This is a genomic window from Pedobacter sp. AK017 (assembly GCF_014200825.1).
Classification (GTDB): Bacteria; Bacteroidota; Bacteroidia; order Sphingobacteriales; family Sphingobacteriaceae; genus Pedobacter; species Pedobacter heparinus.
The window spans coordinates 1-25,317 of record NZ_JACHCW010000003.1 but is presented as its reverse complement, the minus strand read 5'-3'; the positions used below and the strand labels follow the sequence as shown (position 1 = coordinate 25,317).

Below are 25,317 nucleotides of genomic sequence, written 5' to 3'. Positions count from 1 at the left end.
CCTTAAATATCACATCAAACATATGAAGTTATCTCAATTTAAGTTTAATTTACCTGAATCGCTGGTTGCCAACAACCCTTCTGAACAAAGAGACGAAGCCCGTTTAATGGTTTTACACAAGGATAGCGGAAAAATTGAACATAAAATATTTAAAGATGTTTTAGACTATTTCGATGACCAGGATGTTATGATCCTGAACAACACTAAAGTTTTCCCTGCCCGTTTATACGGCAATAAGGAAAAGACGGGTGCAACAATTGAGGTCTTCCTGTTAAGGGAGCTGAACAAAGAACTTCGTTTATGGGATGTTTTAGTTGATCCTGCACGTAAAATCCGCGTTGGAAATAAACTATATTTTGGTGATGATGACCTGCTGGTTGCTGAAGTGGTTGACAATACCACCTCTCGCGGACGTACCATCCGTTTCTTATTTGATGGTACTGACGAAGAATTCAGAAAAAATATTGAGATATTGGGCGAAACACCACTGCCAAAATATATCAAACGTAAAGCTACTGCACAGGATAAAGAACGTTACCAAACTATTTTCGCAAAACATGAAGGCGCTGTAGCAGCCCCTACTGCCGGTTTACACTTTAGCAGGGAACTGATGAAACGCCTGGAGCTGAAAGGGATTAACTTTGCGGAGGTGACACTACACGTTGGTTTAGGTACTTTCAGATCTGTAGAAGTTGAAGACCTGACCAAGCATAAGATGGATTCTGAACAATTTATTATTGAGCAGAAAGATGCAGACATTGTTAATAAAGCAATTGAACGTAAAAAAAGGATATGTGCCGTAGGTACTACTTCAATGCGTGCCATAGAATCAGCTGTTTCTTCGGGCAGGACCCTTAAGGCTGCTAACGACTGGACCAGCAAGTTTATCTTCCCTCCTTATGATTTCAGCATTGCAAATTCTATGATTACGAATTTCCACACACCTGAATCTACTTTGCTGATGATGGTGAGTGCATTTGGTGGCTATGATTACGTTAGACATGCTTACGAGGTGGCTTTGAAAGAAAAATACCGTTTCTATAGCTATGGTGATGCGATGTTGATCATCTGATAAAAAATTAACCAATAAATTGTAAATAGCAATAGGAGATTTGAAACCAATCGGTTTAAATCTCCTATTTTTGTTTAAAAGCTGCCCAATATGAAGTATTATGCAATTATAGTAGCCGGAGGTTCAGGGAACAGGATGCAAAGTACTGTTGCCAAACAATTTTTATTGCTGGATGGTAAACCGGTGCTCATGCATACACTCACAGCTTTTGATCAATGTAAATACAGACCCGAAATATTACTGGTACTGAACATACATCAGCACAGCTATTGGGAAGAACTTTGTCTGAAGTATAATTTTGATATCCCGCACAAGGTAGTAAGTGGTGGTGAGCAACGCTTCCACTCTGTAAAAAACGGGTTAAAAATTATCAAAGGAAATGGAACAGTGGCCGTCCATGATGCTGCCAGACCCTTGGTTTCGGCTGCGCTGATTAACAGGTCATATGACGTTGCCGAAGAAAAAGGTAATTGTGTAGCAGGCATAAAACCAACAGATTCGGTTAGAAAGATTCTGGAAGAAGGAAATGAATCATTAAACAGAAATGAGCTGGCATTGATACAAACACCACAAACATTTCAGGTGAGTATGCTTAGAAAGGCTTATCAGGTTCCATTTAGAAATGATTTTACTGACGATGCTTCTGTAGTTGAGTTTGCTGGTTTTAAAATAAACCTGATTGATGGTGAGCGCGAGAACATAAAGATTACCTATCCGGAAGATCTGGAAATCGCAACGATCTTTATAAAGAAAAGGGAACTTAGTTAGGTTTACCTTTGCCATGCCAAACCAGGCCGACATGGCAAAGGATAAGATTATGCAGCCCTGTTAATGACTTTAAGCAGAATTGCTATGATTGCGATAACCAGTAAAATGTGAATCAGCCCGCCTACATTTGGCCCAAAGCCATTAAAGAAGAAGCCAATAATCCATAGTATAACCAAGACTACAGCAACAAGATAAAGTAAATTTCCCATAACGTTCAATTTTTAAGTATGTGTTTTAAGTTTAAATCATAGATTGTTAAAGAATCTATGACATTACATTAACAATAATCAAACCGAAAAGTTCTGAAAAAAAGAAAGGCCCCGGAAATATGGGGCCTCTTAAAAATCTATTATGGCTTTTTATTAAACCCTAATACTCATCTTCATTAAAGAAGAAATCATCCTTAGTGGGATAATCAGGCCAAATTTCTTCTATGGTTTCATATGGTTCACCATCATCTTCCAAAGCTTGTAAATTTTCTATCACCTCTACCGGTGCGCCTGATCGTATACCATAATCAATCAATTCATCTTTTGTTGCAGGCCATGGGGCGTCTTCCAGGTGCGATGCGAGTTCTAATGTCCAATACATATTTCTTACTATTAGGTTATTCAAATTTATTTCGCAAAAGTATATTAAAAAACACGAGCAAAACAAAATTTTTTTCAACTATTTCCATTCTATAACTTTGTTTGTCAGTTATATTTGGTTTATAAAAACTACCACTTCAACTGGCTGTACATCCCGATCATAATCGCGGAATCCAGATATTTTCCTCTGTTTTAGCATCTGAACTCAGTTTTCGTGCCAAAACAAATAAATAATCACTTAAACGGTTCAAATAAATAGTCATTTTTTCGTCAACAAAGCTATCTGACGCCAGATGAACGGTTAACCGTTCGGCCCTGCGGCATATACAACGGGCAATATGGCAATAGGAAACCACCGTATTTCCGCCGGGAAGGACAAAATGTTTCAGTTCGGGCAATACCTCGTTCATATCGTCCATTTCTTTTTCAAGCAAACTGATGTCGCTTTCATGAAGATCGGGGATTTTCATTCTTGATTTTTCAGGATCCGCAGCTAAAGAAGCACCAACGGTAAACAGACGGTCCTGTATCTCCTTTAACACCTTTTGGTAATGGACATCTATTTCCTGACACATGATGAGACCGATATAGGAGTTCAATTCATCTACAGTGCCATAACACTCTATCCTCAAATGGAATTTAGGCACCCTGGTCCCCCCAATCAAAGATGTCAACCCTTTATCACCTGTTTTGGTGTATATTTTCATCTATCTATATGCTTTTTTCAATTTATCTTTTCAAAGTCATCACCTTTTTCCTTTAATCCGGATAGACGTGGAGAAACCGTTTTGACATCTGTATTTTGATAATCCTTCTCGATCAGTCCGTCCCGCATCCTTACAATACGGTGTGCATGCTGGGCTATGTCCTCTTCATGCGTTACAAGAATAATGGTATTTCCTTTGCTGTGGATCTCTTCCAGCAGTCCCATAATCTCGATGGAGGTTTTAGTGTCCAGGTTTCCGGTAGGCTCATCGGCCAGAATAATGGAGGGGTTATTGATGAGTGCCCTGGCAACAGCTACCCGCTGACGCTGCCCGCCCGATAACTCATTGGGCTTGTGGGTTACGCGGTTACCCAACCCTACGTTCTCCAATGCTTTATATGCACGTGCTTCACGTTCTTTTTTATTGGCACCAGCATAGATCAGCGGCAGGGCGACATTATCCAGCGAGGTGGAACGGGGCAGCAGGTTAAAGGTTTGAAATACAAAACCGATCTCCTTATTTCGTACCTCGGCCAGCTCATTGTCTGACATGTGGCTTACATTGGTACCGTTTAATACATAATGTCCCTTGCTGGGTGTATCCAAACAGCCTAAAATATTCATGAGGGTAGATTTCCCTGAACCAGAAGGCCCCATCAATGCGACAAACTCTCCTTTATGAATATCCAGTGTGACCGATTTCAATGCATGGATCACTTCAGAACCGATGACATATTTACGACCAATATCTTTAATGTTGATTAACGCTTTATCAATCTTTACTGTCGACGCTTTCTCCATTTTTTTTTGTTTTTAGACAACGCCTATCGGGCCAATGTTACAAATACCTTTATTTTTCTATAATCTTTGGCACCAGAAAAAAGCTTTCGTTGTGGCGGGCAGCATTTTTTAGTCCGTCGGCCACACTGATCTCCTGTTTTACCTTGTCCTCACGCCAAACATTTTCTTCCACATTCATATATACCAATGGCTCAACACCCTGGGTATCCAACTCGTTCAGTTTCTCCATAAAAGTAAGGATCTTGTTCATATCGGGGATCAGGGCTTCAATTTCTTCCTCCTTTACAGCAATTCGGGCCAGATCTGCCACTTTGTATATGGTTTGCTTATCTATAATCATTTATCAACAAGTTTACTGTTTATCAGCTCAAAAATACGGTCTTTTAGTTCATCTGAATCATTTATTGTCAAATTAGTAGTTAAAACCGGCTTATGTACGTAAATAATGCATATTCCTGGTGTAGAACCATATTTTGCCCCATCGTCCCACATTCTTTTCCAGATATTGGTTAAACTGACCGCAACAATAGGAATTTTCTTTTCTATGGCCAATCTGAAAGGGCCGTTTTTAAAGGGCATCAATTTTGGCGGATAATGTCCATCATCTATTTTCCCTTCCGGAAAAATGATCAGGCTCATCCCCTGTTCAAGGTTTTCGCCTGCCCGTTTAAAGGCCCTGAAAGCAGATATTTTACTTTCACGGTTTACAGGAATATCAATCGTCTTAAAAAATATCTTCAGTACAGGATTTTTAAGCAGCTCATCCTTTCCCATAAAATGAAACCGTCCCCTTGCCAGGGTACATAAGATCATGATGTCGAGATTGGAAGTATGATTTGAACAATAAATATAAGGCTGATGATCAGAAAGAGGTTCTTCGAAGGTAAAACGAAATATGGCTCCTATAAAAAAACTGCACAACCTGCTGTTCAGTTTACGCATCTGGTTCAGTAAACCGTAGGTTCCAGGATTTTGGGCAGCAAGGTAATAGAAGGGATAAAAAAGCAAGGAGAACAACAGTATAATAAAGATGGAATAGATTCTGTGTGCTTGCTTAAAGATACTGACCATGGACATTCAAAAAATTAAAATGGACAAACAAATATTAGGGTTTTTTATTAATTTCGGCCTCCTGAATCTTTTATAGATCCCGCTTTGACTGGCTGAATCTATAAAATTTTTCTCGAGATCATATAAGATATATACTAATGAAAGAAACGGTAGTTAGCGGGATCCGTCCGACAGGACAGTTACACCTTGGAAATTATTTTGGTGCAGTAACCAATTTTGTAAAAATGCAGTATGATTATAACTGTTATTTTTTTATTGCTGACCTCCATTCTTTAACCACCCATCCTACACCTCAGGACCTGCATGGCTATGTGAGACATGTGCTGGTAGAATATCTGGCCTGTGGAATAGATCCTGAAGAAACGACCATCTACATTCAGTCTGATGTTCCTGAAGTTGCTGAATTGTATCTGTACCTGAATATGAATGCCTATATGGGCGAACTGGAAAGAAGTACTTCTTTTAAAGATAAAGTAAGATCACAGCCCGATAACGTAAATGCAGGTTTGCTAACCTACCCTACCTTAATGGCAGCTGATATTTTGATCCATAAGGCTACCAAGGTACCTGTTGGAAAAGATCAGGAACAACATCTTGAGTTTACACGCACCTTTGGAAACCGTTTCAACAGGTTATACAATGCTGATTATTTCCCCGAGGCTTTTGCTTTCAACTACGCAGAGAACCTGGTTAAAATACCAGGTTTAGATGGCAATGGTAAAATGAGTAAATCCAGTGGGGACGGCAATTGTATTTATTTGGCGGACAGCCCTGAAATCATCCGCAAAAAAGTATTGCGCGCAGTAACAGACAGCGGACCAACTGAAGAAAACCAGGCCAAGCCGGAAGCTATCCAGAACTTATTTGACCTGATGAAAATTGTTTCAGCAGCGGATACATTGGCACATTTCGATGACATGTACAACAAAATGGCAATAAGGTATGGTGATTTCAAAAAACAACTGGCCGAAGACATGATTATTTTTAACACCCCTATCCGTGAACGCATAGAGGAAATCTCTAAAGACAGCTCTTATCTGCGTCAGGTAGCCAAACATGGGGCTTTAAAAGCCAGAGAGAGCGCACAACGGACAATAAAGGAAGTCAGAGAACTCATCGGTTTCAAATCATTTTAATAATAAAGAATAAAAATTACTACCTTTCTGATCTACAAGAATAAAATATGCACATAGCAATAGTTGGAAATATTGGCGCGGGGAAAACTACCCTGACCGGGTTACTTGCAAAAAATTATGGTTGGGAAGCCTTATATGAAGCTGTAGATAACAATCCTTACCTGGAGGATTTTTACAGTGACATGAAACGATGGAGCTTTAACCTGCAGATTTATTTCCTGAACAGCCGTTTTCAGCAAATTGTAGACATTCAGAACTTTAACAGGAATGTGATTCAGGACAGGACCATTTATGAGGATGCGCATATCTTTGCCGATAACCTTCATGAAATGGGACTGATGACCACCAGAGATCATCAAAACTATAAAGCTATATTTGAAAATATCACTTCATTTATTAAACCACCCGATTTGCTGGTATACCTGCGTGCTTCTGTGCCTACGCTGGTAAACAACATACAACGCAGGGGAAGGGAATACGAAACCAGCATCCGGATTGATTATTTATCCAAACTAAACGAAAAATATGAAGCCTGGATAAAGAATTATAGTTTGGGCAAACTGCTGATACTGGATAAGGATAAATTAGATTTCAGCAATAACCCTGAAGATCTGGGCACTATTATACAGGCAATAGAAGCAGAAATTAACGGCTTATTTTAGTATGAAAGTACTTGGCATTATACCGGCACGTTATGCCTCTACCCGTTTTCCTGGTAAGCCTTTAATAGAAATTCAGGGCAAAAGCATGATCCAAAGGGTTTATGAACAAGCTTTAAAAGCCGTAAGTTTAACCAAGGTAGTGGTGGCTACCGATGACGAACGCATTGCAGAGGCCGTAAATAACTTTGGTGCTGAATTTGTAATGACCAGAGATGATCATCAGAGTGGTACAGACCGTTGTGCAGAAGTATCACAGCACTTTCCTGATTTTGATATTGTAATCAATATACAGGGAGATGAACCTTTCATCAATCCCAAACAAATAGACCTGCTGGTATCCTGTTTTGAGCATGGCAATGTAAAACTGGCAACATTGATTAAAGAAATCCATACGGAAGAGGAACTACTTAACACCAATATTCCAAAGGTTGTGATCAACAGCAGACAGGAAGCTATATATTTTAGCAGACATACCATTCCTTACATCAGAAATGCTGAAAAAAACAAATGGCTTGATGTGCATCAGTTTTATAAACACATTGGAATTTACGGTTATACCACCCCTACCTTGCTTGAAATCACCAGGCTTCAACCTTCTTCACTTGAAATGGCTGAAAGCCTGGAACAATTGAGATGGGTAGAAAACGGTTATACCATCCAGACCAGGATAACAGCCATAGAAACAATTGCAATAGATACCCCTGAAGACCTGGATAAAATTGTGGGATAACAACCCTAATTATTTATTATATTAGGCTATGCATAAGAAAAATTATTTAATCCTGATTTTATTTGCCTTAGGATTGCTAATAGCCTGCAATTCCTCTGACCATCAAAACTTCTCTAAAACGGCTGATCAGGTTGTATTGAAACCTTTTAGCGATAGTCTGAAAGTAGATACGTTTAAAGTATCCCTGGTGGGAGATGTATTAAAGGATATTACCATTCAGTTTACCATTACATCACATGGCGGACAACTTATTTACAAGAAGGATTTTAAGGCAACAGACCTGATTGAAAATTATAAATCCAGTGTAGACCTGAAAAAAGAGCGTACCCAGCTGGCCTTTATAAAGGATGAGTATAAACTGTTCTTTGAGGATGAGAACTTTCTGGAACCTGCGGTTACAGAAAATGAAAATCCTGACAAAAATACACCAGATATAAATTTTTATAACGAATTGAAACAATCTGCTTTAAACGGTTTCAAATATCGTTCGGGTAAAGAGACCAGTGTTTACATTGCCTGGTCTGAAAAGGAAAAAAAAGTTAAACCCTATTACAGCTGCTGTAAATAGTCCGTTTTAATTTTATTGCTAAAAAACCGCTTTTATATAAGACAGAAGCATGTCTAAATTCAAAAAAACGATACTTTCTGAACCTCATCAAAAAAAAATAAAAATAATATTATGATTGTTATAAATTTTATATTATGTTTATATAATCAAACAGCAAGTAAGAAGTTTGATTTTTTTAAAACCAGCATATTCTAACCAAATATACTTTTACAAAAGAGCCCGATTTTTTTCGGGCTTTTTTTATAATCCGCTCTTAAGACACCTGTGATTTGTTCGGTTGTTGCTATGTAAAAACAGGTGTTTTATAGGTGTTTTCTACCTGTTTCATACCTGTCTCGTACCTGTATACACCTATAAAACCGGGTTTAAACGCGGTTTTTACGGACAACATCCATCTTTCCTGATGCCACCATTTGAATCGATGAAACTGTGGTTGTACGGTCGGGTTTATGGCTTATAAAAACGAAGATAATTTGGAAAAATTAATGCGGACAGGAAAATAGTTCTTAGATTTAAGAACTCGACACGGTGGTTACACGGTAATTTATGCTGAAGAAGATTTTAAGTTTTATTCTTTTAACAATTTCTGTTTTTACCGTTTCGGCACAAAAAGCAAGTATAAAAGGTTTTGTTGCAGATACCCTGGAAAAAAAGAAACTGGAATACAGTTCAATTTTACTTATCCGATCATCAGATTCTATATTGGTAAAAACAACAAGATCGGATAAAAACGGAAAATTTGAGCTCAAAAACCTGTCAAAAGGCGATTACAAAATATTGATATCATATCCTAAAATGGCAGATTACATTCGAAATCTGAGATTATCGGACACTTCAAATATAGATTTAGGAAACATCAATATGGAATTGAAATCCAAGGTTTTAAATGAAGTAGTGATACAGGCCACAAAAAACGCAGTACGAATGAAGGGCGATACCCTTGTTTTTCAGGCCGATAGTTTTGCTGTCAGGACCAATGCGAATGTGCAGGAACTTTTAAAAAGATTGCCCGGAATAGATGTAGATAAAAACGGGGTGATCAAAGCCCAGGGAAAAATGGTAAAAACAGTATTGGTTGATGGGGACGAGTTTTTTGGAGACGATCCCTTACTAGCTACTAAATATCTGAAAGCCAATGCAGTTGACGAAATACAGGTGTATGATAAAAAAAGTAAAAATTCTGATCTGACGGGCATAGATGACGGCATAAAAAACAAAACCATCAATATTAAGTTAAAAGAAAATGCAAAAAACGGTTACCTCTCTACGATCGACCTGAACAGCAATATGGAAAACCTTGGCGATTACGGAGGTATGATGGGAATATTTAAAAATAAACTGAAGGCCGCTATTTACGGCAATTATTCCAGTCTGAACAATGAATCCAGGATTAACAATTCGATGCGTAAGTTAAAAGGTGAAGAATATGACCTGATAGAGGTAGGCGATGATGGCAGTTCAATCATGTATGTTTCCGGTGGTGACGATGATGATGATTACATTTCCGCATCAGGCGGACTACCCAACAATTTAAGTTTGGGCGCTTATTATGCAGATAAGTTTAGCGATAACAAAATGGGCATTAAACTTAATTTCAAAAGTTTTGACAACAACAATGTTAACCACACCACTACAAATGCCCAGGAATTGCTCCCTAATGAAACAAAATTTTTTAGTGCCGGCAAAACCGACAACAATTCCAGTATAGCGGGCGAATCTTTAAAAGGCACTTATAACTACACCCTTGATCCACAGTCTAATTTAAAAATATCATTTGGATTAAGTAAAAACAGGAACGAGAGCAATTCTGTAAGTGCAAATGAAACACGTACAGGTAATGGTTTTTTCATCAGTAAGAACAATCAGGAAAATGCCGGACATGGCAATAGCGAAATCTTCAATGGAAATATAAACTGGTCAAAGCGGTTCAATAAAAAAGGAAGGACACTTTCCATAGACCTGCAGCCCCAAAGCCAGACCAGCAAGAGTACGGAGAATAGCTCTAACCTGACCAATTACTTTGACAGTAACGGAAACCTGGACAGAGTTGAGGACACAGATCTTAGAAAAAAGAATAGCGGCAACCAAAATTCTATAGGTACCAGGATCAATTATACTGACCGCATTTCTAAAAGGTGGACACTTGAGGCAGGTTATAGTTTTAAAACCATTTCATCGGGAAGTAACCGTATGGTTTTTGATAATATTGGGGACAATGCCAAAAAGATCGACTCTTTAAGTAATAACTTTAAGTTTATAAACTTCTCCAACGTTGGGAAAATGATTTTACAGTATAGTTATGACAATTTCTCTATATCAAGCGGGCTGGAAGCTACCCAAACCAATTTTGAGCTGAAGGATGTAGATAAACAGACAGATTTCCAAAGAAGCTACCTTAACCTTTCGCCCAGAACCAATATATATTACAAAGTTAATGCAGGCACTACCCTTGCCATTAATTACAATGGTTATATGCAGCAACCAAGTATAGACCAGTTGCAGCCAGTCAGGCAAATCAATAATCCCTTGTATCAGGTAATTGGAAATTCAGCATTAAGACCGTCCTTTACCAATAGTTTCGGACTTTCCTACAATAGCTTTCAGTTTAAATCGGATCAGTATATATCGGCTTACTTCAACTATGGTTTTACCAATAATGCTATAGTAAGCACAGAACTGGTTGATGAATTTAACAAAAGGATTTCAAGCTTTATTAACGTTGGCGGCAACAATTCCATCAGTGGTAATTTAAGTTACTCAAAAGGCTTCTCCAAATCGCACCTGCGTTTTGGGGTAGACCTGGGGATCAACAGGTCGAATACCCTTGCCATTATAAATGCGACCCAGAACAAAACCGCAAGTACACAATATAACTTAAGGGGTTCATTGAATTATTATACACAAAAAATAGAATTCAGCTATATCCCTTCAGCCTCTTTAATGACAGGAAAATCATCAATCGGAGAAATCAACGATGGCAGAAGCGTTACCCACAACCATGAAATTTCCGGAACCGTTCAATTGCCCTTTAAAACCGAATTCAACACCTCTTTTTCTTTATCCTTCCGTCCTGCAAATGCCGCATTTGGTCAGGATATCAATACAGCTATATGGAACAGCTATCTATCGACCAAAGTACTTAAAAGTGAAGCATTGGAGATCAAGCTTTCTGTAACAGACATTCTTAACCAAAAGATAGGATACAATAGATTTGTAGGTGGAAACGTTACAAGTGAAGATACCTTTAGCTATATACCCCGTTATGTACTGATCGGACTAAACTGGAATTTAAGTGGTAATTTCATAAAAAAGACTACTGAAAAATAACAAATGAAATTCAAAGTACTAGCCTTTCTGCTCCTATGTTTTCCCTTCCTGTCGCTTAAGGCACAGGGAACATTTATACCGTATGGCAAAATTACATTTGAAAAAAAATTCAATGTCATCAGAAGTCTGGATAATGCTTCAATACCTGATGAAGCTAAAGCAAAAATGCAGAAGTACATCACCAACGAATGGGAATTTATTTTTGACCAGAACAGATCTTTGTTTAAACCTGTCAAAAAAGAAAAGGAAGACGAAAACCAAAGCTTCTTCCCTTTTGCCCTGGGCAGGCAGACCAGCGAAATTTATACCGATTATAGTAAAAAACAAAGGGTATTAAAACGCAATATTATGGGTGATGACTATTTACTTACAGATACCATCCCCAATCTTGACTGGAAAATTATGCATGATGTAAGAAATATTGCAGGGTATGAATGCAGAAAAGCGATTGGTATTATTTATGATAGTGTATATGTAGTGGCCTTTTATACGGATGAAATTTTACTGCGTGGTGGTCCGGAAGGATTTACCGGCTTACCGGGTATGATTTTAGGTCTGGCTATACCCCGTTACAATACCACCTGGTTTGCCACAAAGGTAGAAGGCTTTACCAATCACCAGGCGGAAATCATACCGGCATCAAAGGGAAAAAAAATAGAAACAGAGAAAGATTTAAAAAAACTGATCGAATTATTTACCCGTTACGAGCCCGACAAAAAGGGAAAAGCAGAAGAAGCAAAAAAAAGGCTATATGGTTTTACGCTCTAACATTTTCTCCGATAAGATTTTAACGGTTTTTTTTATCACCAACGAATATTTGTAAAAAGAGCCTCCCTGCTTCAGTTTTATTTGCTAACTTTGTATCCCGTACAAAAACAATAAGACAGCAATTTAATTACTGCTTTATTTCAGAAAATCACAAACATGACTAAGTATATTTTTGTTACGGGCGGTGTTACTTCCTCATTGGGCAAGGGCATCATCTCCGCTTCATTAGCCAAATTATTGCAAGCACGTGGCTATAGTGTTACCATCCAAAAGTTTGACCCTTATATCAATATTGATCCGGGAACCTTAAATCCTTATGAGCATGGAGAATGCTATGTTACCGAAGATGGTGCAGAAACAGATCTTGACCTTGGTCATTACGAACGTTTTTTAAACGTTGCTACTTCGCAGGCCAATAACGTTACCACTGGCCGGATTTATCAAAATGTAATCAATAAAGAGAGACAAGGAGAATATCTGGGTAAAACAGTACAGGTAGTACCACACATTACCGACGAGATTAAAAGGAATATGCGTTTGCTGGGAGAAACCGGCGAATATGATATTGTAATCACTGAACTGGGAGGTACAGTTGGTGATATTGAATCTCTGCCGTTTATTGAAGCGGTACGTCAGTTTAAATGGGAAGAAGGTGCACACAATGCGATTGTAATCCACTTAACACTAATTCCATATCTTGCTGCTGCCGGAGAATTAAAGACCAAACCTACGCAACACTCTGTAAAAGCATTACTGGAATATGGTATCCAGCCAGATATCCTGGTTTGTCGTTCAGAACGTTCCATATCTCTGGATATCCGCAAAAAAATTGCCTTATTCTGCAATGTAAACGTAAATGCGGTAATCGAATCACTGGATGCCTCTACAATATATGATGTTCCTTTACTGATGATGAAAGAACAGCTGGATAAAACAGTATTGAGCAAACTTAAACTTGCACAAAAAAATGAGCCGGACATGGAGAGATGGAAAGAATTCCTTGGCCGCTTAAAAAACCCGACCTCAGAAGTAAAAATTGGTTTGGTTGGTAAATATGTAGAATTGCCCGATGCTTATAAATCTATAATTGAATCTTTTATTCATGCAGGTTCTAAAAATGAATGTAAGGTTAAAGTAGAATACATCCATTCAGAAAGTATTTATCCAGACAATGCAAAAGAACGTCTGGCACATCTGGATGGCGTACTTGTAGCACCTGGTTTTGGTAGCAGGGGTATTGAAGGAAAAATTGATACCATTAAATATGTTAGAGAAAATAATGTTCCTTTCTTTGGAATCTGTTTAGGTATGCAATGTGCGGTAATTGAATTTGGCAGGAACGTACTGGGATTAAATGGCGCAAACACTACCGAAATTGATGAAGAAACAATTCATCCCGTCATCAATATGATGGAAGATCAGAAAAACATTACGGCCAAAGGGGGCACCATGCGTTTAGGGGCTTATCCATGTGACCTCAAAAAAGGCACAAAAGCTTATTCGGCTTATGGAAAAACACATATTACAGAGCGTCACAGACACCGTTATGAATTTAACAGTGCTTATTTAAACCAATTCGAAGAAGCCGGCATGATCGCTTCGGGCGTAAATCCTGAAAGTAATCTGGTTGAAATTGTAGAGCTAAAAAACCATCCTTTCTTTGTAGGTGGGCAGTTTCATCCCGAATTAAAATCAACAGTTGCTAATCCTCACCCACTTTTTGTTAAATTTGTCGCCGCTGCGATGGAGTTTGCGAAGAAAAAAACAAAATAATACGCGTTTAATTAACAATAATGGATAGAAATACGTTTACAGGATTGTTCCTGATCATGATCGTTTTGGCAGGTTCTTTTTATTTTTTTAAGCCAAGCGAGGCTGAAATAAAAAAAGAACGGGAAAGAATCGCTGTTGATTCGGCTAAAAAAGCCGGGGTTGTCAACACTCCCGCGCCTGTAGCAGCTGTTGCAGCAACACCTGTTGTGGATTCAGCAGCATTAAAAGGCCCTTTTGGTGCAAACATTAGCGGTACAGTACAGACCAGTGTACTTGAAAATGAAAATTTAAAACTAGTACTTAGCAATAAGGGCGGTAAAATTTTATCCGTTGAGGTGAAGGGAGAAAAAACCTATAATGGAAAACCTGTCATTTTATTTGATGGAGATCAGAATAAATTTGGTTTAAACCTAAACATAGGCGGTAAAATTGTTAGCACGAATGACCTTTACTTTACGGCAACACCTGGTAAAGGTGTCGTTACCATGCGTGCCAATTATTCGGCTGATCAATACATTGAATATATTTATGATCTAAAACCGAAAAGCAGTCAGGTTGGTTTTAACATTAATTTAAATGGATTAAACCAGGTTATTCAAAACAATACCATCGCTTTGAACTGGGAAGCTACCCTGCTTGAACAGGAAAAATCCGGAAAAAAAGAGCGGGAGCACTCTGCACCCTACTATAAATATGCAGACAAAAACCCGGACCACCTGAGTATAGCCAAGGATGAGAAAGAGGAACTTGCAGCAGGGAAAATTGAATGGATATCTTTCAAACAACAGTTTTTCTCGGCAGCCTTAATACCTAAAGATGGATTTGAAAAGGGAAATCTTGAGGTTAAAGTAAGTACCGAGCCTGGAAAAATTAAATGGTATGGTGCCAATATGGTACTGCCTTTTAACCAGCTTGCAGCGCAAAGCTATGCCATGGTCTTCTATTTCGGCACCAATAAATTCGATACCCTGAAGGCGCAGGGTTATGAACTGGAAAAACAGGTAGATATGGGCTACTGGCCACTTAAATACATCAACAGGTTCATTGTATTACCGGTATTTAAGTTCTTGGAAAGCTTTAACTGGAACTATGGCGTAATCATTTTGCTTTTAACCATTGCGCTAAAAGTAGCCATGTCTCCGCTCACTTATAAATCATACCTTTCCATGGCTAAGATGAGGATATTGAAGCCGGAAATGGATGTGATCAAGGCTAAAGTTGGTGATGACAATCCTACGCTTTTACAACAGGAATATTTAAAGCTTTATAAACAGGTAGGTGTAAACCCGCTTGGAGGTTGTTTGCCTATGCTGCTGCAACTGCCCTTTGTAATGGCCTTCTTCTTCTTCTTCCCTAATTTATTTGAGTTAAGGGGGGAAACTTTCTTATGGATGAAAGATCTTTCTACTTATGATGATTTTATCAAATTCGGCTTTACCATTCCTTTTATTGGTGATCACCTGAGTTTGATGTGTGTACTGATGACGATCTCTACGTTGATCTATACCTATTTCAACAACCAGATCTCGGGAGCTACAGGACAAATGAAATATATTGGGTACATCATGCCAATTATCTTTTTAGGTGTACTGAACAGTTACCCGTCAGGATTAAACTATTATTATTTCCTGGCCAACATGCTCACTTTTGCCCAGCAGTTCCTGATCAAATCTATGGTTGATGATGAAAAGATCCATAGAACATTACAGGAAAATAAAGCAAAACCAGTAGAAAAGAAAAAGAAATCTGGGTTCAGTGCCAAGTTGGAAGACTATATGCGCCAGCAACAGCAAACAGCTGCTCAACAAAAAAAGAACAAGTAAAAGTTACTTTTTGATAAAAGAAGCCATATCATTTAAATGATATGGCTTCTTTTGTTTGGCATCTGCTATTGTAAAAATTGGCATACAATAGCTGTTTGTGATTTTTTTTTGTGATTTTTAGCCCGCAGGGCCCAAAACCAACCTACATCTTAATTTTATGTACAGATTTTTAAGCATTACGCTCCTTCTATTTTCAAGTTTAACTTACGCTCAAAAAAAACCAATAAACCATACTGTTTACGATAACTGGGAGTCGGTTGGCGCAAAACAATTATCCAATAATGGGATATGGGCTGCTTATTCGGTGCTAAAGCAGGAAGGAGATGGTACTTTGTACCTCAACAATCTTTTGTCAAATACCAGACTAAATGTATCAAGGGGTACGAACCTACAATTTAGCACCGATTCTAAATATGCGGCCTTAGTGGTTAAGCCCATGTTTAAAGATGTTCGTGAAAGCAAGATAAAAAAGAAAAAACCAGATGAGCTGACCAAAGATTCCCTTTGCCTGGTTAACCTGACCAATCAGGCTATCGACAAAGTGCCAAGGGTCAAATCTTATAAAATGCCTGAGAAAGGCGCTTCATTGGTTGCATATTTACTTGAAAAACCTATAGACACTTCAAAAAAAGCAAAACCAGATGCACCAGAAAGCAAGACCAAACAGGAAGGTACTGATCTGGTACTAAAAAACTTACCTACGGGCACAACCCGTACTTTTAAGTATGTAAGTGATTACAGCTTTAATAAGACTGGTAAACAACTGGTTTTTGCCTGTACAGGTTCAAAGAAAGATAAATTGGCCGAGGAAGGCGTATTCCTCTTAAATACAGAAAAAGGCAGTGTAAAAACCCTTGTAAAAGGTAAAGGAAACTTTAAAAATTTCATCTTTAATGAAGAAGGTGAATACCTTGTATTTTTAGGTGAGAGAAGTCCTGAAAAAAAGGAGATCAAAGATTTTAACATCTACTATAATTCTCCCAGTCTTGATACAGCACAGATTCTGGTAGATAACGAAGTTACTGGAATGCCTGCTAAATGGGCTGTTAGCGGCGATGGAAAACTGGGTTTCAGTAAAGATGGCAATAAGCTGTACTTTGGTATTGCTCCGGTTAAAAAACCAAAAGATACTACCCTGGTTGATTTTGAAAATGCTAAACTGGATATATGGGGCTATAAAGACGATTATTTGCAACCTATGCAGTTAAAAAACATGGAAAATGAGCTCAAAAGATCCTATTTAACTGTCATGGAAATATTCAACAGCAATCCAAAGATTGTTCCATTAGCGGATATTAAACTTCCTGAAGTTATGCCGGTAGCTGAAGGCAATGCCAATTTTGCATTGGCCTTTACAGATTACGGCAATAGGATCCAGTCGCAATGGACTGGCAGTTCTATAAGAGATTATTATTTAGTAGATACCAAAACAGGAAGTAGAAAAAAAATTATTTCAGACCTTTCGGGATATGCTATTGCGTCTCCGGCAGGAAAATATGTTCTTTATTTTGACAAAAAAACAGCCAACTGGTACACTTATAATGTACTTACTGCAAAAATCACCCATTTAAATAATGGGCTAAATATCAAATTTGTTAATGAGGAAAATGATGTTCCGGAAGACCCTTCACCTTATGGTCTGGCTGCCTGGACCGCAGAGGATAAGGCAGTTCTGATCTATGATCGTTACGATATATGGGAATTTTCGCCGGAAGGAAAAAATGAGCCTAAAAATATCACCAATGGATTTGGGCGGCAAAACAAGATCACCTTCCGTTATGAAAAACTGGACTCCGAAAGCAGGTTTTTAAATAAAAAAGAAACCATCTGGTTGAATGCCTTTAACAATACCACTAAAGAAAGTGGCTTTTATAAAAAAGAAATTGACAATGCTAAAAATCCGGAGCTGGTGGTGATGGAAAAAATGAGATATTCAGGTATGGTTAAAGCCAAAGATGCAGAACGCTTCATTTTTGACAAAGGTAGTTTCAGCAATTCACCAAATGTTTATGTGTCGGCCGACATGAAAAACCAGCTAAAACTGAGCAATACCAACCCCCAGCAACAGGATTATAACTGGGGTACCGCAGAACTGGTAAAATGGACTACACCTAAGGGTTTTAATGCAGAGGGCATATTATATAAGCCGGAAAACTTTGATCCGACAAAGAAATACCCGATGATTGCATATTTCTATGAAAAACTTTCTGATGGTTTATATACTTACCAGTCACCGGCACCTACCCCATCCAGGTTAAATATTACTTATTTTGTGAGTAATGGCTACCTGGTATTTACGCCGGATATCAGTTATGAAAAAGGCTACCCTGGTCGTTCTGCTGAAGAGTTTATCAATTCAGGAGTTGAAGCGTTAAAGAAAAACAGTTGGGTAGACGGGACAAAAATAGGCATACAAGGGCAAAGCTGGGGTGGCTACCAGGTAGCCCATCTGATTACCAGAACCAATATGTATGCTGCTGCATGGGCTGGTGCACCGGTAGTAAATATGACTTCAGCTTACGGCGGTATGCGTTGGGAAAGCGGTATGAACCGACAGTTCCAGTACGAAAAAACCCAGAGCCGTATTGGAGCTACTTTATGGGAAAAACCAGAACTGTACATCGAAAACTCGCCATTATTTAAATTGCCCAATGTAACTACACCGGTTGTAATCATGTCCAATGATGCCGATGGAGCAGTGCCATGGTACCAGGGAATTGAAATGTTTACGGGTTTGCGCAGATTGGGCAAACCAGCATGGCTGCTAAACTACAATAACGAAGCACACAATTTAATGCAGCGTCAAAATAGAAAAGACATACAAATTCGTGAGCAGCAATTCTTCGATCATTACTTAAAAGGTGCAAAAGCACCTGTTTGGATGGTAAATGGAATACCTGCAACCGAAAAAGGCAAAACATGGGGATTTGAACTTACAGATGAAAAACCTTAATACAGAAAACATCATAAAGGACTATGCTACTTTTGCTGAACCTGCTATCCGAAACCGCTTTATTAAGCACAAGGATGTTTTAAAACTGATAAAGCAGTTACCAGCTGATTTTAAGGTTACAACAGCTGGCTATTCTGTTGAACAGAGAGTATTGAACCTGATAGAATGGGGCAACGGACCAGTTAAGGTATTTTTATGGAGCCAGATGCATGGTGACGAAGCCACAGGTACCATGGCCTTGTCTGACCTGGTCAGTTACCTGCAGCAGGATGAAAATACTGAATTGGTAAATCAGGTAAAAAGTGTCTGCACACTATACATTCTTCCTCTGGTAAACCCTGACGGAGCGGAAAGGTTTACCAGGCGCAACGCGCAGCAAATAGATATCAATAGAGATTTTCTTAAAACTGTTTCTCCGGAGGCTAAAATACTTAAAGAATTGCAGGCAGCTATAAGGCCCGATTTTGGGTTTAACCTGCACGACCAGCTCACCTTATGGAGTGTAAACGGCAGCAAAAAACCAGCTACCTTATCATTTTTAGCGCCTGCTTTTGACGAGCAACTTTCCAACAGTCCGAACCGTGAAAGGGCAATGCGGGTTATAGCCGACATGTTTACAGCTGTAACTCCTTTCCTTCCGGGACATATCGGTTTATTTGACGATGAACACGAACCAAGGGCATTTGGTGATAATTTCCAGCTCAGGGGTACCTCCACCATTTTAATTGAAGCTGGAGGCCTGGTAAACGATGATGAAAAACAGGAAATCAGAAAGTACTATTTTTTAGCTATCCTGGCAGCCCTGCATTCCATAAGTACCAAAACTTACCAGCAACAGCAACTGGCAAATTATTTTGACATTGCTAAAAACAACAAGCAGATTTTTCATATCCTGATCCATCAGATTAGGTTAAACGGTATTGAAGTAAGCATAGGCATAAATTATGAAGAGAAACCCATGGCTAAGGCCGGGGCTACTTTTAAGAATTATACCATTCAGGACATTGGGGACATGGATAATTTATCGGCTTACCATATCTATCAGGGAGCCGATTTGCAGGTTAATGGAGAGGTTTTACTTTATGAAAATGCGGATTTTCAACTTTTATCAAAAGGAGAAATAATATTATCTTTTAAAAACGGGATATTAGAATCAAAACTTTAAATTTAAGGCCTAAACTAAATCGTTTTTAATGGCATTAAGCAGAATCTGGTCGGCCTTTATCATTGTTGCAATTGTAGTAGCAAGTGTAAAGTGCTTCTTTTTTGGACAAAGTGATATTTTTAACTGGATGGTTATCGGCAAAGCCGATGATGCCGCCAATCCTTTGAAGTTAGATGGCATTATACAGACCTGTTGGGTAGCCGTTGAACTTTGCCTCAAACTCATTGGGATTCTGGCCTTGTTTATGGGGCTGATGAGCATTGCCGAAAGAGCCGGTGGGATCCGTTTATTGTCGAGGATTGTAGGACCTTTCTTCTCCAAACTTTTTCCTGATATCCCCAAAGGCCACCCTTCAATGGGGCACATGATCATGAATTTTTCGGCCAATTTACTGGGTCTGGACAATGCGGCAACGCCCTTTGGTTTAAAAGCTATGGAAAGTTTACAGGAACTTAATCCGAGTAAAGATGTAGCCTCAAATTCGCAGATCATGTTTTTGTGCCTCCATGCAGCAGGGCTTAACCTTATACCGGTTAGTGTAATTGCGATTCGTGCTTCGCAAAATGCATCAAATCCTACAGATATATTTATTCCCTGTTTAATAGTAACTTTTGTAGGAACAATAGCTGCCATGCTTATTGTTTCTTTTAAACAAAAGATCAATATCCTGCAACCGGTAATCATCCTGTGGGTACTTAGTATCTCTTTAGTAATTGCTTTACTGGTACTTTATATTGTTTCACTGAATGCTGAGGGTATAAAATCTTTTTCCGGCATATTAAGTAATGGTTTAATACTACTTGTATTTTTACTGATTATACTTGGAGGGCTTTATAAGAAAATAGATGTTTTTGATGCATTCATAGATGGTGCAAAAAACGGGTTTGATACGGCTATTAAAATTGTTCCTTACCTGGTTGGAATGCTTGTTGCCATTTCTCTTCTTCGTACCAGTGGTACTTTTGATGTGGTGATCAGCACAATAAAAAGTGCTTTTGCTTTTTTAGGTGCCGACACCAGATTTGTTGAAGGACTGCCAACTGCATTGATCCGTCCATTAAGTGGCGGCGCAGCGAGGGGAATGATGGTAAGTACCATGGAAACTTATGGTCCTGATTCATTTGCCAGCAGGCTGTCCGGAATATTCCAGGGAGCTTCAGATACTACCTTTTACATAATAGCTGTTTATTTTGGCTCTGTAAGTATTAAAAATACACGATATGCCATCGGTGCTATGCTTTTAGCAGATCTGGTGGGTGTTTGTACAGCAATAGGGATGGCTTATTTATTTTTTGGCTAATAATAAAGGGAGCTGGTTTATGCAGCTCCCTTATTTGATTATCAGGTCTTTTCAGTATTCATATACTATTATTGAGCCAATGAAAAGCTAATAGGAATGTTATATTTCACACGTACAGCTCTACCATTTTGAATTCCAGGCATCCATTTAGGGCTGGCTTTTAACACCCTAACAGCTTCTTCGTCTGTACCATAACCCAGTTTTCGCTCCACTTTAATATCGGTAAGTGCCCCACTTTTCTCTATAATAAAAGACAGGAATACTTTGCCTTGCAGATTGATTTCCTGGGCAGCAGCAGGGTATCTGATAGATTTCGAAAGGTAAGCATAGAACTTTTCCATTCCACCAGGAAAAACAGGCTGTACCTCTAGTGCATTAAATACATCATATACTGTATTGTCCTCTGTTGCCACGGCTCCTTTGGGTCCTTTCCCGGTTGGCCCTTCTATAACTATTACACCGTCTGGTTCACCAATAACATTTTTCGGTCCTGGAGTGGCTTCTTTTAAATCACTGATCTGAACAGGGTCTACATCTTTTACCAGGTCGTCCTGAATAACTTTAGGCGGAAGAAACTTAACCTGGTCCTGCTTTGCCGGAGGCGGCTCAATTGCTGCTGGTGGTAGTGTTTCAGGATCAATAGCTGGTGGTGGTTGAACTATAACCTCCGTTTTTCTTTCCGGCAACACCTCGATCGTTTCATTCCCTTTGATCAACTTAATGATCTTAGGAGATAAGAAAAACAGGACAAACAGTGATCCTGCGATAAAAAGCGCTTTAGCCGTATCTGATGAACTTTGTCTCCTGAGCGCATAGGCTCCGTAGCTTTTGTTTTTCTGATCAAATACTACGTCCAGCCATTCATTGCCAAATAAATCGATTTTAGAACCTAACATTGCTTTAGAATTTAGAAGTTAATACCATACATTTAAAATATGGATGCTAAACTCCAGTACATTCCATAAGGAATAAAATAATAAAATTAAAATACCCTTGGACAAATAAACGATCTGGGTACACGGCCAAAAGTTAGGCCTAATGTCAGTTCATGGGAACCATTCTGATTGCTACCAAGTTTGCTGGTTACATAATCATAAGAATAACCCATGCGAAAGCGTTCGGTAACAAATACCTGTATAATACCTGATATAGAATTCTGTTTACTCAGGTTAAGGTCCTGATATTGTTTTTTCCATAAGCCAAACCCAGTTCTGTATGAACCGCCCAACCACAACTTATCGTTAAATATGGCCATAACATTTAAATCTGCACTTGTAGGGCCCCTAAAATCTTCTTTGATCATCAGACTTGGGCGTACCCTTACATCAGGAGAAATATTGGCCAGGGCACCTGCAATGAAATAGGCATGTCTACTGCGTGCAATATTAAAAGAGCCAGAAGGTACGGTATTGTTAACTTTAGAACCTGAAAAAGCATCCATCAAAGAAAGACCGAGATACCAGAAATCAGAATTATAATATACACCAAAACGTACATCTGGCACTATACGGTTATCGCTTCCATCTGCCAGTGCCTGATCACCCTGTTCCGAAGTCCTGATCATCTGACCTTTCAGACTGTATTGTGCTACGCCTAAGCCTATTCCAAAACTCAATCTTTGTGTATCATCAGCGTTAAGCTGCAGTCTGTAAGCATAATTTGCAGTTGCCGAAGTTGTAAATTGAGGTCCAATTTTATCAGAAGTAATTTGAAAGCCCAGGCCCATTTTCCTGTCGCGCGGATCTACAATGCCATCAATAGAAATTGTTCCGGTTTGGGGGGCACCCTCTACCCCAACCCATTGCGATCGTAGCGCCAGCTGGGCAAACCATTCTTCTTTATACCCTGCATAAGCCGGGTTTACACTTAAACTATTGAATACATATTGAGAGAACTGGATGTTCTGCTGCGCAATGCTCCGTCCCGCAAACATGCAGAGCAGATATCCAACAACAACCAAACATTTTACAGCTTTCATTTTATCAAATTATTTTATCTCTTTATCAATACCCAGCTCCGTTTCGACTCTTCTTTATTTCCTGTTCTTAGTTTTAATACGTAGAAATAAGTACCATCATTCAAACCGTTACCATCCCATTCGTTTTTATAATTGTTATTTTTATATACCTCATCGCCCCAACGGTTATAAACAAAAAGGCTTACCCCATCATAGTTTTCGAGGCCTGTAATCAGGAAGGTATCGTTCTTACCATCGCCATTAGGTGTAAATGTATTTGGGATATCCAGATCTGGAGGAGCAACATTAATGGTTACAATGGCAACATTAGATGATAAGCCGTTTGCATCATCAACTTTATAGGTAAACTTCTCTATCCCAAAAAAACCTTTGTTTGGTTTATAAACAACCTTTCCATCTTTATTTACCAATAGTTTACCATTTACAGGCTGGCTTTTTACTTCCAGGGTGGCAGCATTTAAAGGAAACAGGGCTGGCCGGTCGTTGTTTATTACTGGTACAGCTACTTCCTCTTCTGCCTTGGTTTTGGCATAATCATCTATCGCTATAGGGTATCGTGTTATGTCGATCACTGTAGGCTCATCGTTATTTTCAGCGGTGCCCGATACATCAGTAACCTTAACATTTGTTTTTGTAAATCCTGCAACTGTTGCTGTATTACTTACAGTACCAGCAATCTTTTCCTCATTGGTAATGGTATATACTGCAATACCAGTGGTTGAAGCGCCCGGAGCAAGAATTGTTTGCTTTAATGCAATAAGTTGAGGGATTTTTGGATCTCTTACAACCAGGTTATTTAAAGTTACATTTCCATTGTTCGTAATATTGAAGGTATAGGTCATGGTTTTAAAATCACGGTTCATAGCACCGGTTTTAACCAGTGTTATTGAAGGGTTGGTATGAATGTCTACCTCTGCAATGGCCGATTTGGATTGAGGATAAGCTTGTGAACTAACTGTTGCCGTATTGATGATTTTTCCGGTATTTCCGGTTGGTATACCGTTAAGATCAAGATCATTCTGAGTAACAGTATATGTTCCTCTGTAAGTCCATGTCTCATCTTTTTCTAATATCGCATTTCCGTTATCGCCTGTTGGCTGGCTGAGCATACCTCCAAGCAACGGATCATTAACCTTTACATTGTTGTGGTTTGCATCTCCGGTATTTTTTATGGTTATGGTATAATTAATTTTATCTCCAACTGTAGCGACTACATTTTTATCTGCGGTTTTACTGATTGAAATATCTATACATGCAGGGACACGAACAGTGATTTTAAAGGGTTGCCCGGCGCAACCACCTGTTTCGGCTATAGGTGTTACTATATAAACAACAGTTTGTTCTGTGGTTGAAGTATTGATCAGTGTTGCATTAAGTATTTTTCCGGAACCATTTATAGCACCTAAAACAGTTGAATTTACAGTCCAGGTAAAGGATGCTGCAACCCCATTTCCACCTTTTAAAGTATTGTTTACATTTTTTGTTTGCAGGTTATAACTAAATGAGGATTGGGAACAGCTTAATGAATTGATGTTGTCATCAAATCCCTTAGGCACACGATTCACAGTTACTTTTGTTAAAGCCGATAGGTTACTGGCACACCCGGTGCTGTTGGTAACTTTCACAGTGTAATCCCCTATCTGATTTACATCCAGGGTTTTTCCGGTTGCGCCTGGCATCAACACTCCATTTTTATACCATTGATTTCCATTTGCTGATGAAGAGGTTAAGGTAACTATGCCCCCTTCGCAAAAAGTTGTGGCACCAGCTGGTGAAATATCGGGTATCTCAGGATAAGGACTTACAGTTACCGGAATGGCCTGGGAAGGAAGGCTACTACATCCGTTTGCATTGGTAACGATCGTAAAATATGATCCTGTTGCTGTTGCGATATAGGTTTTATTTACTGCCCCTGAGATTAGATTGCCGTCTTTATACCACTGGTTACCCGTTGAAGCACTGGAAGTTAATTTCACAGAGCCTCCAATACAGAAAATGGTATTACTTTCTGCAATTACCGTTGGTTGTAAAGGCAATGGGTTTACTGTAACCGGAACTGCTGCTGAAGCCGGGCTTGAACAGGAATTGCCATCGGTAACTACAACCGTATAATTGCCAGTTACTGT

General features: G+C 38.9%; 22 protein-coding genes. 13 read left to right on the top strand and 9 right to left on the bottom strand.

Features of this window, described 5'->3' with window-relative positions; all coding sequences use genetic code 11:
- The first annotated feature begins 22 nt into the window (after positions 1-22).
- Positions 23-1,072: a tRNA preQ1(34) S-adenosylmethionine ribosyltransferase-isomerase QueA gene (gene queA / locus HDC92_RS05085; protein WP_015808388.1), complete on the top strand. Its 1,050-nt coding sequence runs from the start codon at positions 23-25 to the stop codon at positions 1,070-1,072.
- Positions 1,073-1,162: 90 nt separating this feature from the next.
- Positions 1,163-1,840, top strand: a complete 678-nt coding sequence (locus tag HDC92_RS05080; protein WP_183872758.1) for a 2-C-methyl-D-erythritol 4-phosphate cytidylyltransferase — start codon at positions 1,163-1,165, stop codon at positions 1,838-1,840.
- A 47-nt stretch (positions 1,841-1,887) separates the two neighbouring features.
- On the opposite strand, the gene HDC92_RS05075 is transcribed toward HDC92_RS05080, so the two are convergent.
- From HDC92_RS05075 to HDC92_RS05050, 6 genes are all read right to left on the bottom strand, one after another.
- Positions 1,888-2,049, bottom strand: a complete 162-nt coding sequence (locus HDC92_RS05075; protein WP_015808390.1) for a lmo0937 family membrane protein — start codon at positions 2,047-2,049, stop codon at positions 1,888-1,890.
- 160 nt (positions 2,050-2,209) lie between these two features.
- Complete coding sequence (locus tag HDC92_RS05070; protein WP_008240955.1) at positions 2,210-2,431, bottom strand: DUF2795 domain-containing protein; 222 nt, start codon at positions 2,429-2,431, stop codon at positions 2,210-2,212.
- 157 nt (positions 2,432-2,588) lie between these two features.
- On the bottom strand, positions 2,589-3,137 hold the full coding sequence (locus HDC92_RS05065; RefSeq protein WP_183872756.1) for a cob(I)yrinic acid a,c-diamide adenosyltransferase: 549 nt from the start codon (positions 3,135-3,137) through the stop codon (positions 2,589-2,591).
- 17 nt (positions 3,138-3,154) lie between these two features.
- The gene (locus HDC92_RS05060) at positions 3,155-3,937 is read right to left on the bottom strand and encodes an ABC transporter ATP-binding protein (RefSeq protein ID WP_015808392.1); all 783 of its coding nucleotides are present in this window, start codon (positions 3,935-3,937) and stop codon (positions 3,155-3,157) included.
- A gap of 49 nt (positions 3,938-3,986) precedes the next feature.
- Positions 3,987-4,277 carry an Asp-tRNA(Asn)/Glu-tRNA(Gln) amidotransferase subunit GatC gene (gene gatC, locus HDC92_RS05055; RefSeq protein ID WP_183872754.1) on the bottom strand — a complete coding sequence of 97 codons (291 nt, stop codon included), beginning with the start codon at positions 4,275-4,277 and terminating at the stop codon, positions 3,987-3,989.
- The gene (locus HDC92_RS05050) at positions 4,274-5,014 is read right to left on the bottom strand and encodes a lysophospholipid acyltransferase family protein (RefSeq protein WP_317618084.1); all 741 of its coding nucleotides are present in this window, start codon (positions 5,012-5,014) and stop codon (positions 4,274-4,276) included. Before HDC92_RS05050 ends, gatC begins: the two co-directional genes overlap by 4 nt.
- A gap of 131 nt (positions 5,015-5,145) precedes the next feature.
- On the opposite strand from HDC92_RS05050, the gene trpS reads away from it, so the two are divergent.
- The 11 genes from trpS (at position 5,146) to HDC92_RS04995 (ending at position 21,213) form a co-directional block, all read left to right on the top strand.
- Positions 5,146-6,144, top strand: coding sequence for a tryptophan--tRNA ligase (gene trpS / locus HDC92_RS05045; protein WP_015808395.1), 999 nt, complete (start codon positions 5,146-5,148; stop codon positions 6,142-6,144).
- 47 nt (positions 6,145-6,191) lie between these two features.
- Positions 6,192-6,806 (top strand): deoxynucleoside kinase, encoded by a 615-nt coding sequence (locus HDC92_RS05040; RefSeq protein WP_015808396.1) that lies wholly within the window; start codon positions 6,192-6,194, stop codon positions 6,804-6,806.
- Position 6,807: 1 nt separating this feature from the next.
- Positions 6,808-7,536 carry a 3-deoxy-manno-octulosonate cytidylyltransferase gene (kdsB, locus tag HDC92_RS05035; RefSeq protein ID WP_183872752.1) on the top strand — a complete coding sequence of 243 codons (729 nt, stop codon included), beginning with the start codon at positions 6,808-6,810 and terminating at the stop codon, positions 7,534-7,536.
- A 28-nt stretch (positions 7,537-7,564) separates the two neighbouring features.
- The gene (locus HDC92_RS05030; RefSeq protein WP_183872750.1) at positions 7,565-8,104 is read left to right on the top strand and encodes a hypothetical protein; all 540 of its coding nucleotides are present in this window, start codon (positions 7,565-7,567) and stop codon (positions 8,102-8,104) included.
- 546 nt (positions 8,105-8,650) lie between these two features.
- A complete protein-coding gene (locus HDC92_RS05025; protein WP_183872748.1) occupies positions 8,651-11,431 on the top strand; it encodes an outer membrane beta-barrel protein in 2,781 nt (926 codons plus the stop codon).
- Between the two features lie 3 nt (positions 11,432-11,434).
- The gene (locus HDC92_RS05020; protein ID WP_183872746.1) at positions 11,435-12,199 is read left to right on the top strand and encodes a GLPGLI family protein; all 765 of its coding nucleotides are present in this window, start codon (positions 11,435-11,437) and stop codon (positions 12,197-12,199) included.
- Positions 12,200-12,355: 156 nt separating this feature from the next.
- Entirely contained in the window at positions 12,356-13,972 is a 1,617-nt protein-coding gene (locus tag HDC92_RS05015; RefSeq protein ID WP_015808401.1) for a CTP synthase, read from the top strand.
- Between the two features lie 20 nt (positions 13,973-13,992).
- Entirely contained in the window at positions 13,993-15,795 is a 1,803-nt protein-coding gene (gene yidC / locus HDC92_RS05010) for a membrane protein insertase YidC (protein ID WP_183872744.1), read from the top strand.
- A 157-nt stretch (positions 15,796-15,952) separates the two neighbouring features.
- Positions 15,953-18,748, top strand: a complete 2,796-nt coding sequence (locus HDC92_RS05005; protein ID WP_183872742.1) for an alpha/beta hydrolase family protein — start codon at positions 15,953-15,955, stop codon at positions 18,746-18,748.
- Positions 18,735-19,913 carry a M14 family zinc carboxypeptidase gene (locus HDC92_RS05000; protein WP_183872740.1) on the top strand — a complete coding sequence of 393 codons (1,179 nt, stop codon included), beginning with the start codon at positions 18,735-18,737 and terminating at the stop codon, positions 19,911-19,913. The genes HDC92_RS05005 and HDC92_RS05000 overlap by 14 nt, the downstream gene beginning before the upstream one ends.
- 28 nt (positions 19,914-19,941) lie before the next feature.
- Positions 19,942-21,213, top strand: a complete 1,272-nt coding sequence (locus tag HDC92_RS04995) for a nucleoside recognition domain-containing protein (RefSeq protein WP_183872738.1) — start codon at positions 19,942-19,944, stop codon at positions 21,211-21,213.
- A gap of 68 nt (positions 21,214-21,281) precedes the next feature.
- On the opposite strand, the gene HDC92_RS04990 is transcribed toward HDC92_RS04995, so the two are convergent.
- The 3 genes from HDC92_RS04990 to HDC92_RS04980 all read right to left on the bottom strand — a co-directional run.
- Positions 21,282-22,109 carry an energy transducer TonB gene (locus HDC92_RS04990; protein ID WP_015808406.1) on the bottom strand — a complete coding sequence of 276 codons (828 nt, stop codon included), beginning with the start codon at positions 22,107-22,109 and terminating at the stop codon, positions 21,282-21,284.
- An 86-nt stretch (positions 22,110-22,195) separates the two neighbouring features.
- Positions 22,196-23,191: a type IX secretion system membrane protein PorP/SprF gene (locus HDC92_RS04985; protein WP_183872736.1), complete on the bottom strand. Its 996-nt coding sequence runs from the start codon at positions 23,189-23,191 to the stop codon at positions 22,196-22,198.
- Between the two features lie 14 nt (positions 23,192-23,205).
- The coding region (locus HDC92_RS04980; RefSeq protein ID WP_183872734.1) for a gliding motility-associated C-terminal domain-containing protein at positions 23,206-25,317 on the bottom strand (2,112 nt) is incomplete at its 5' end.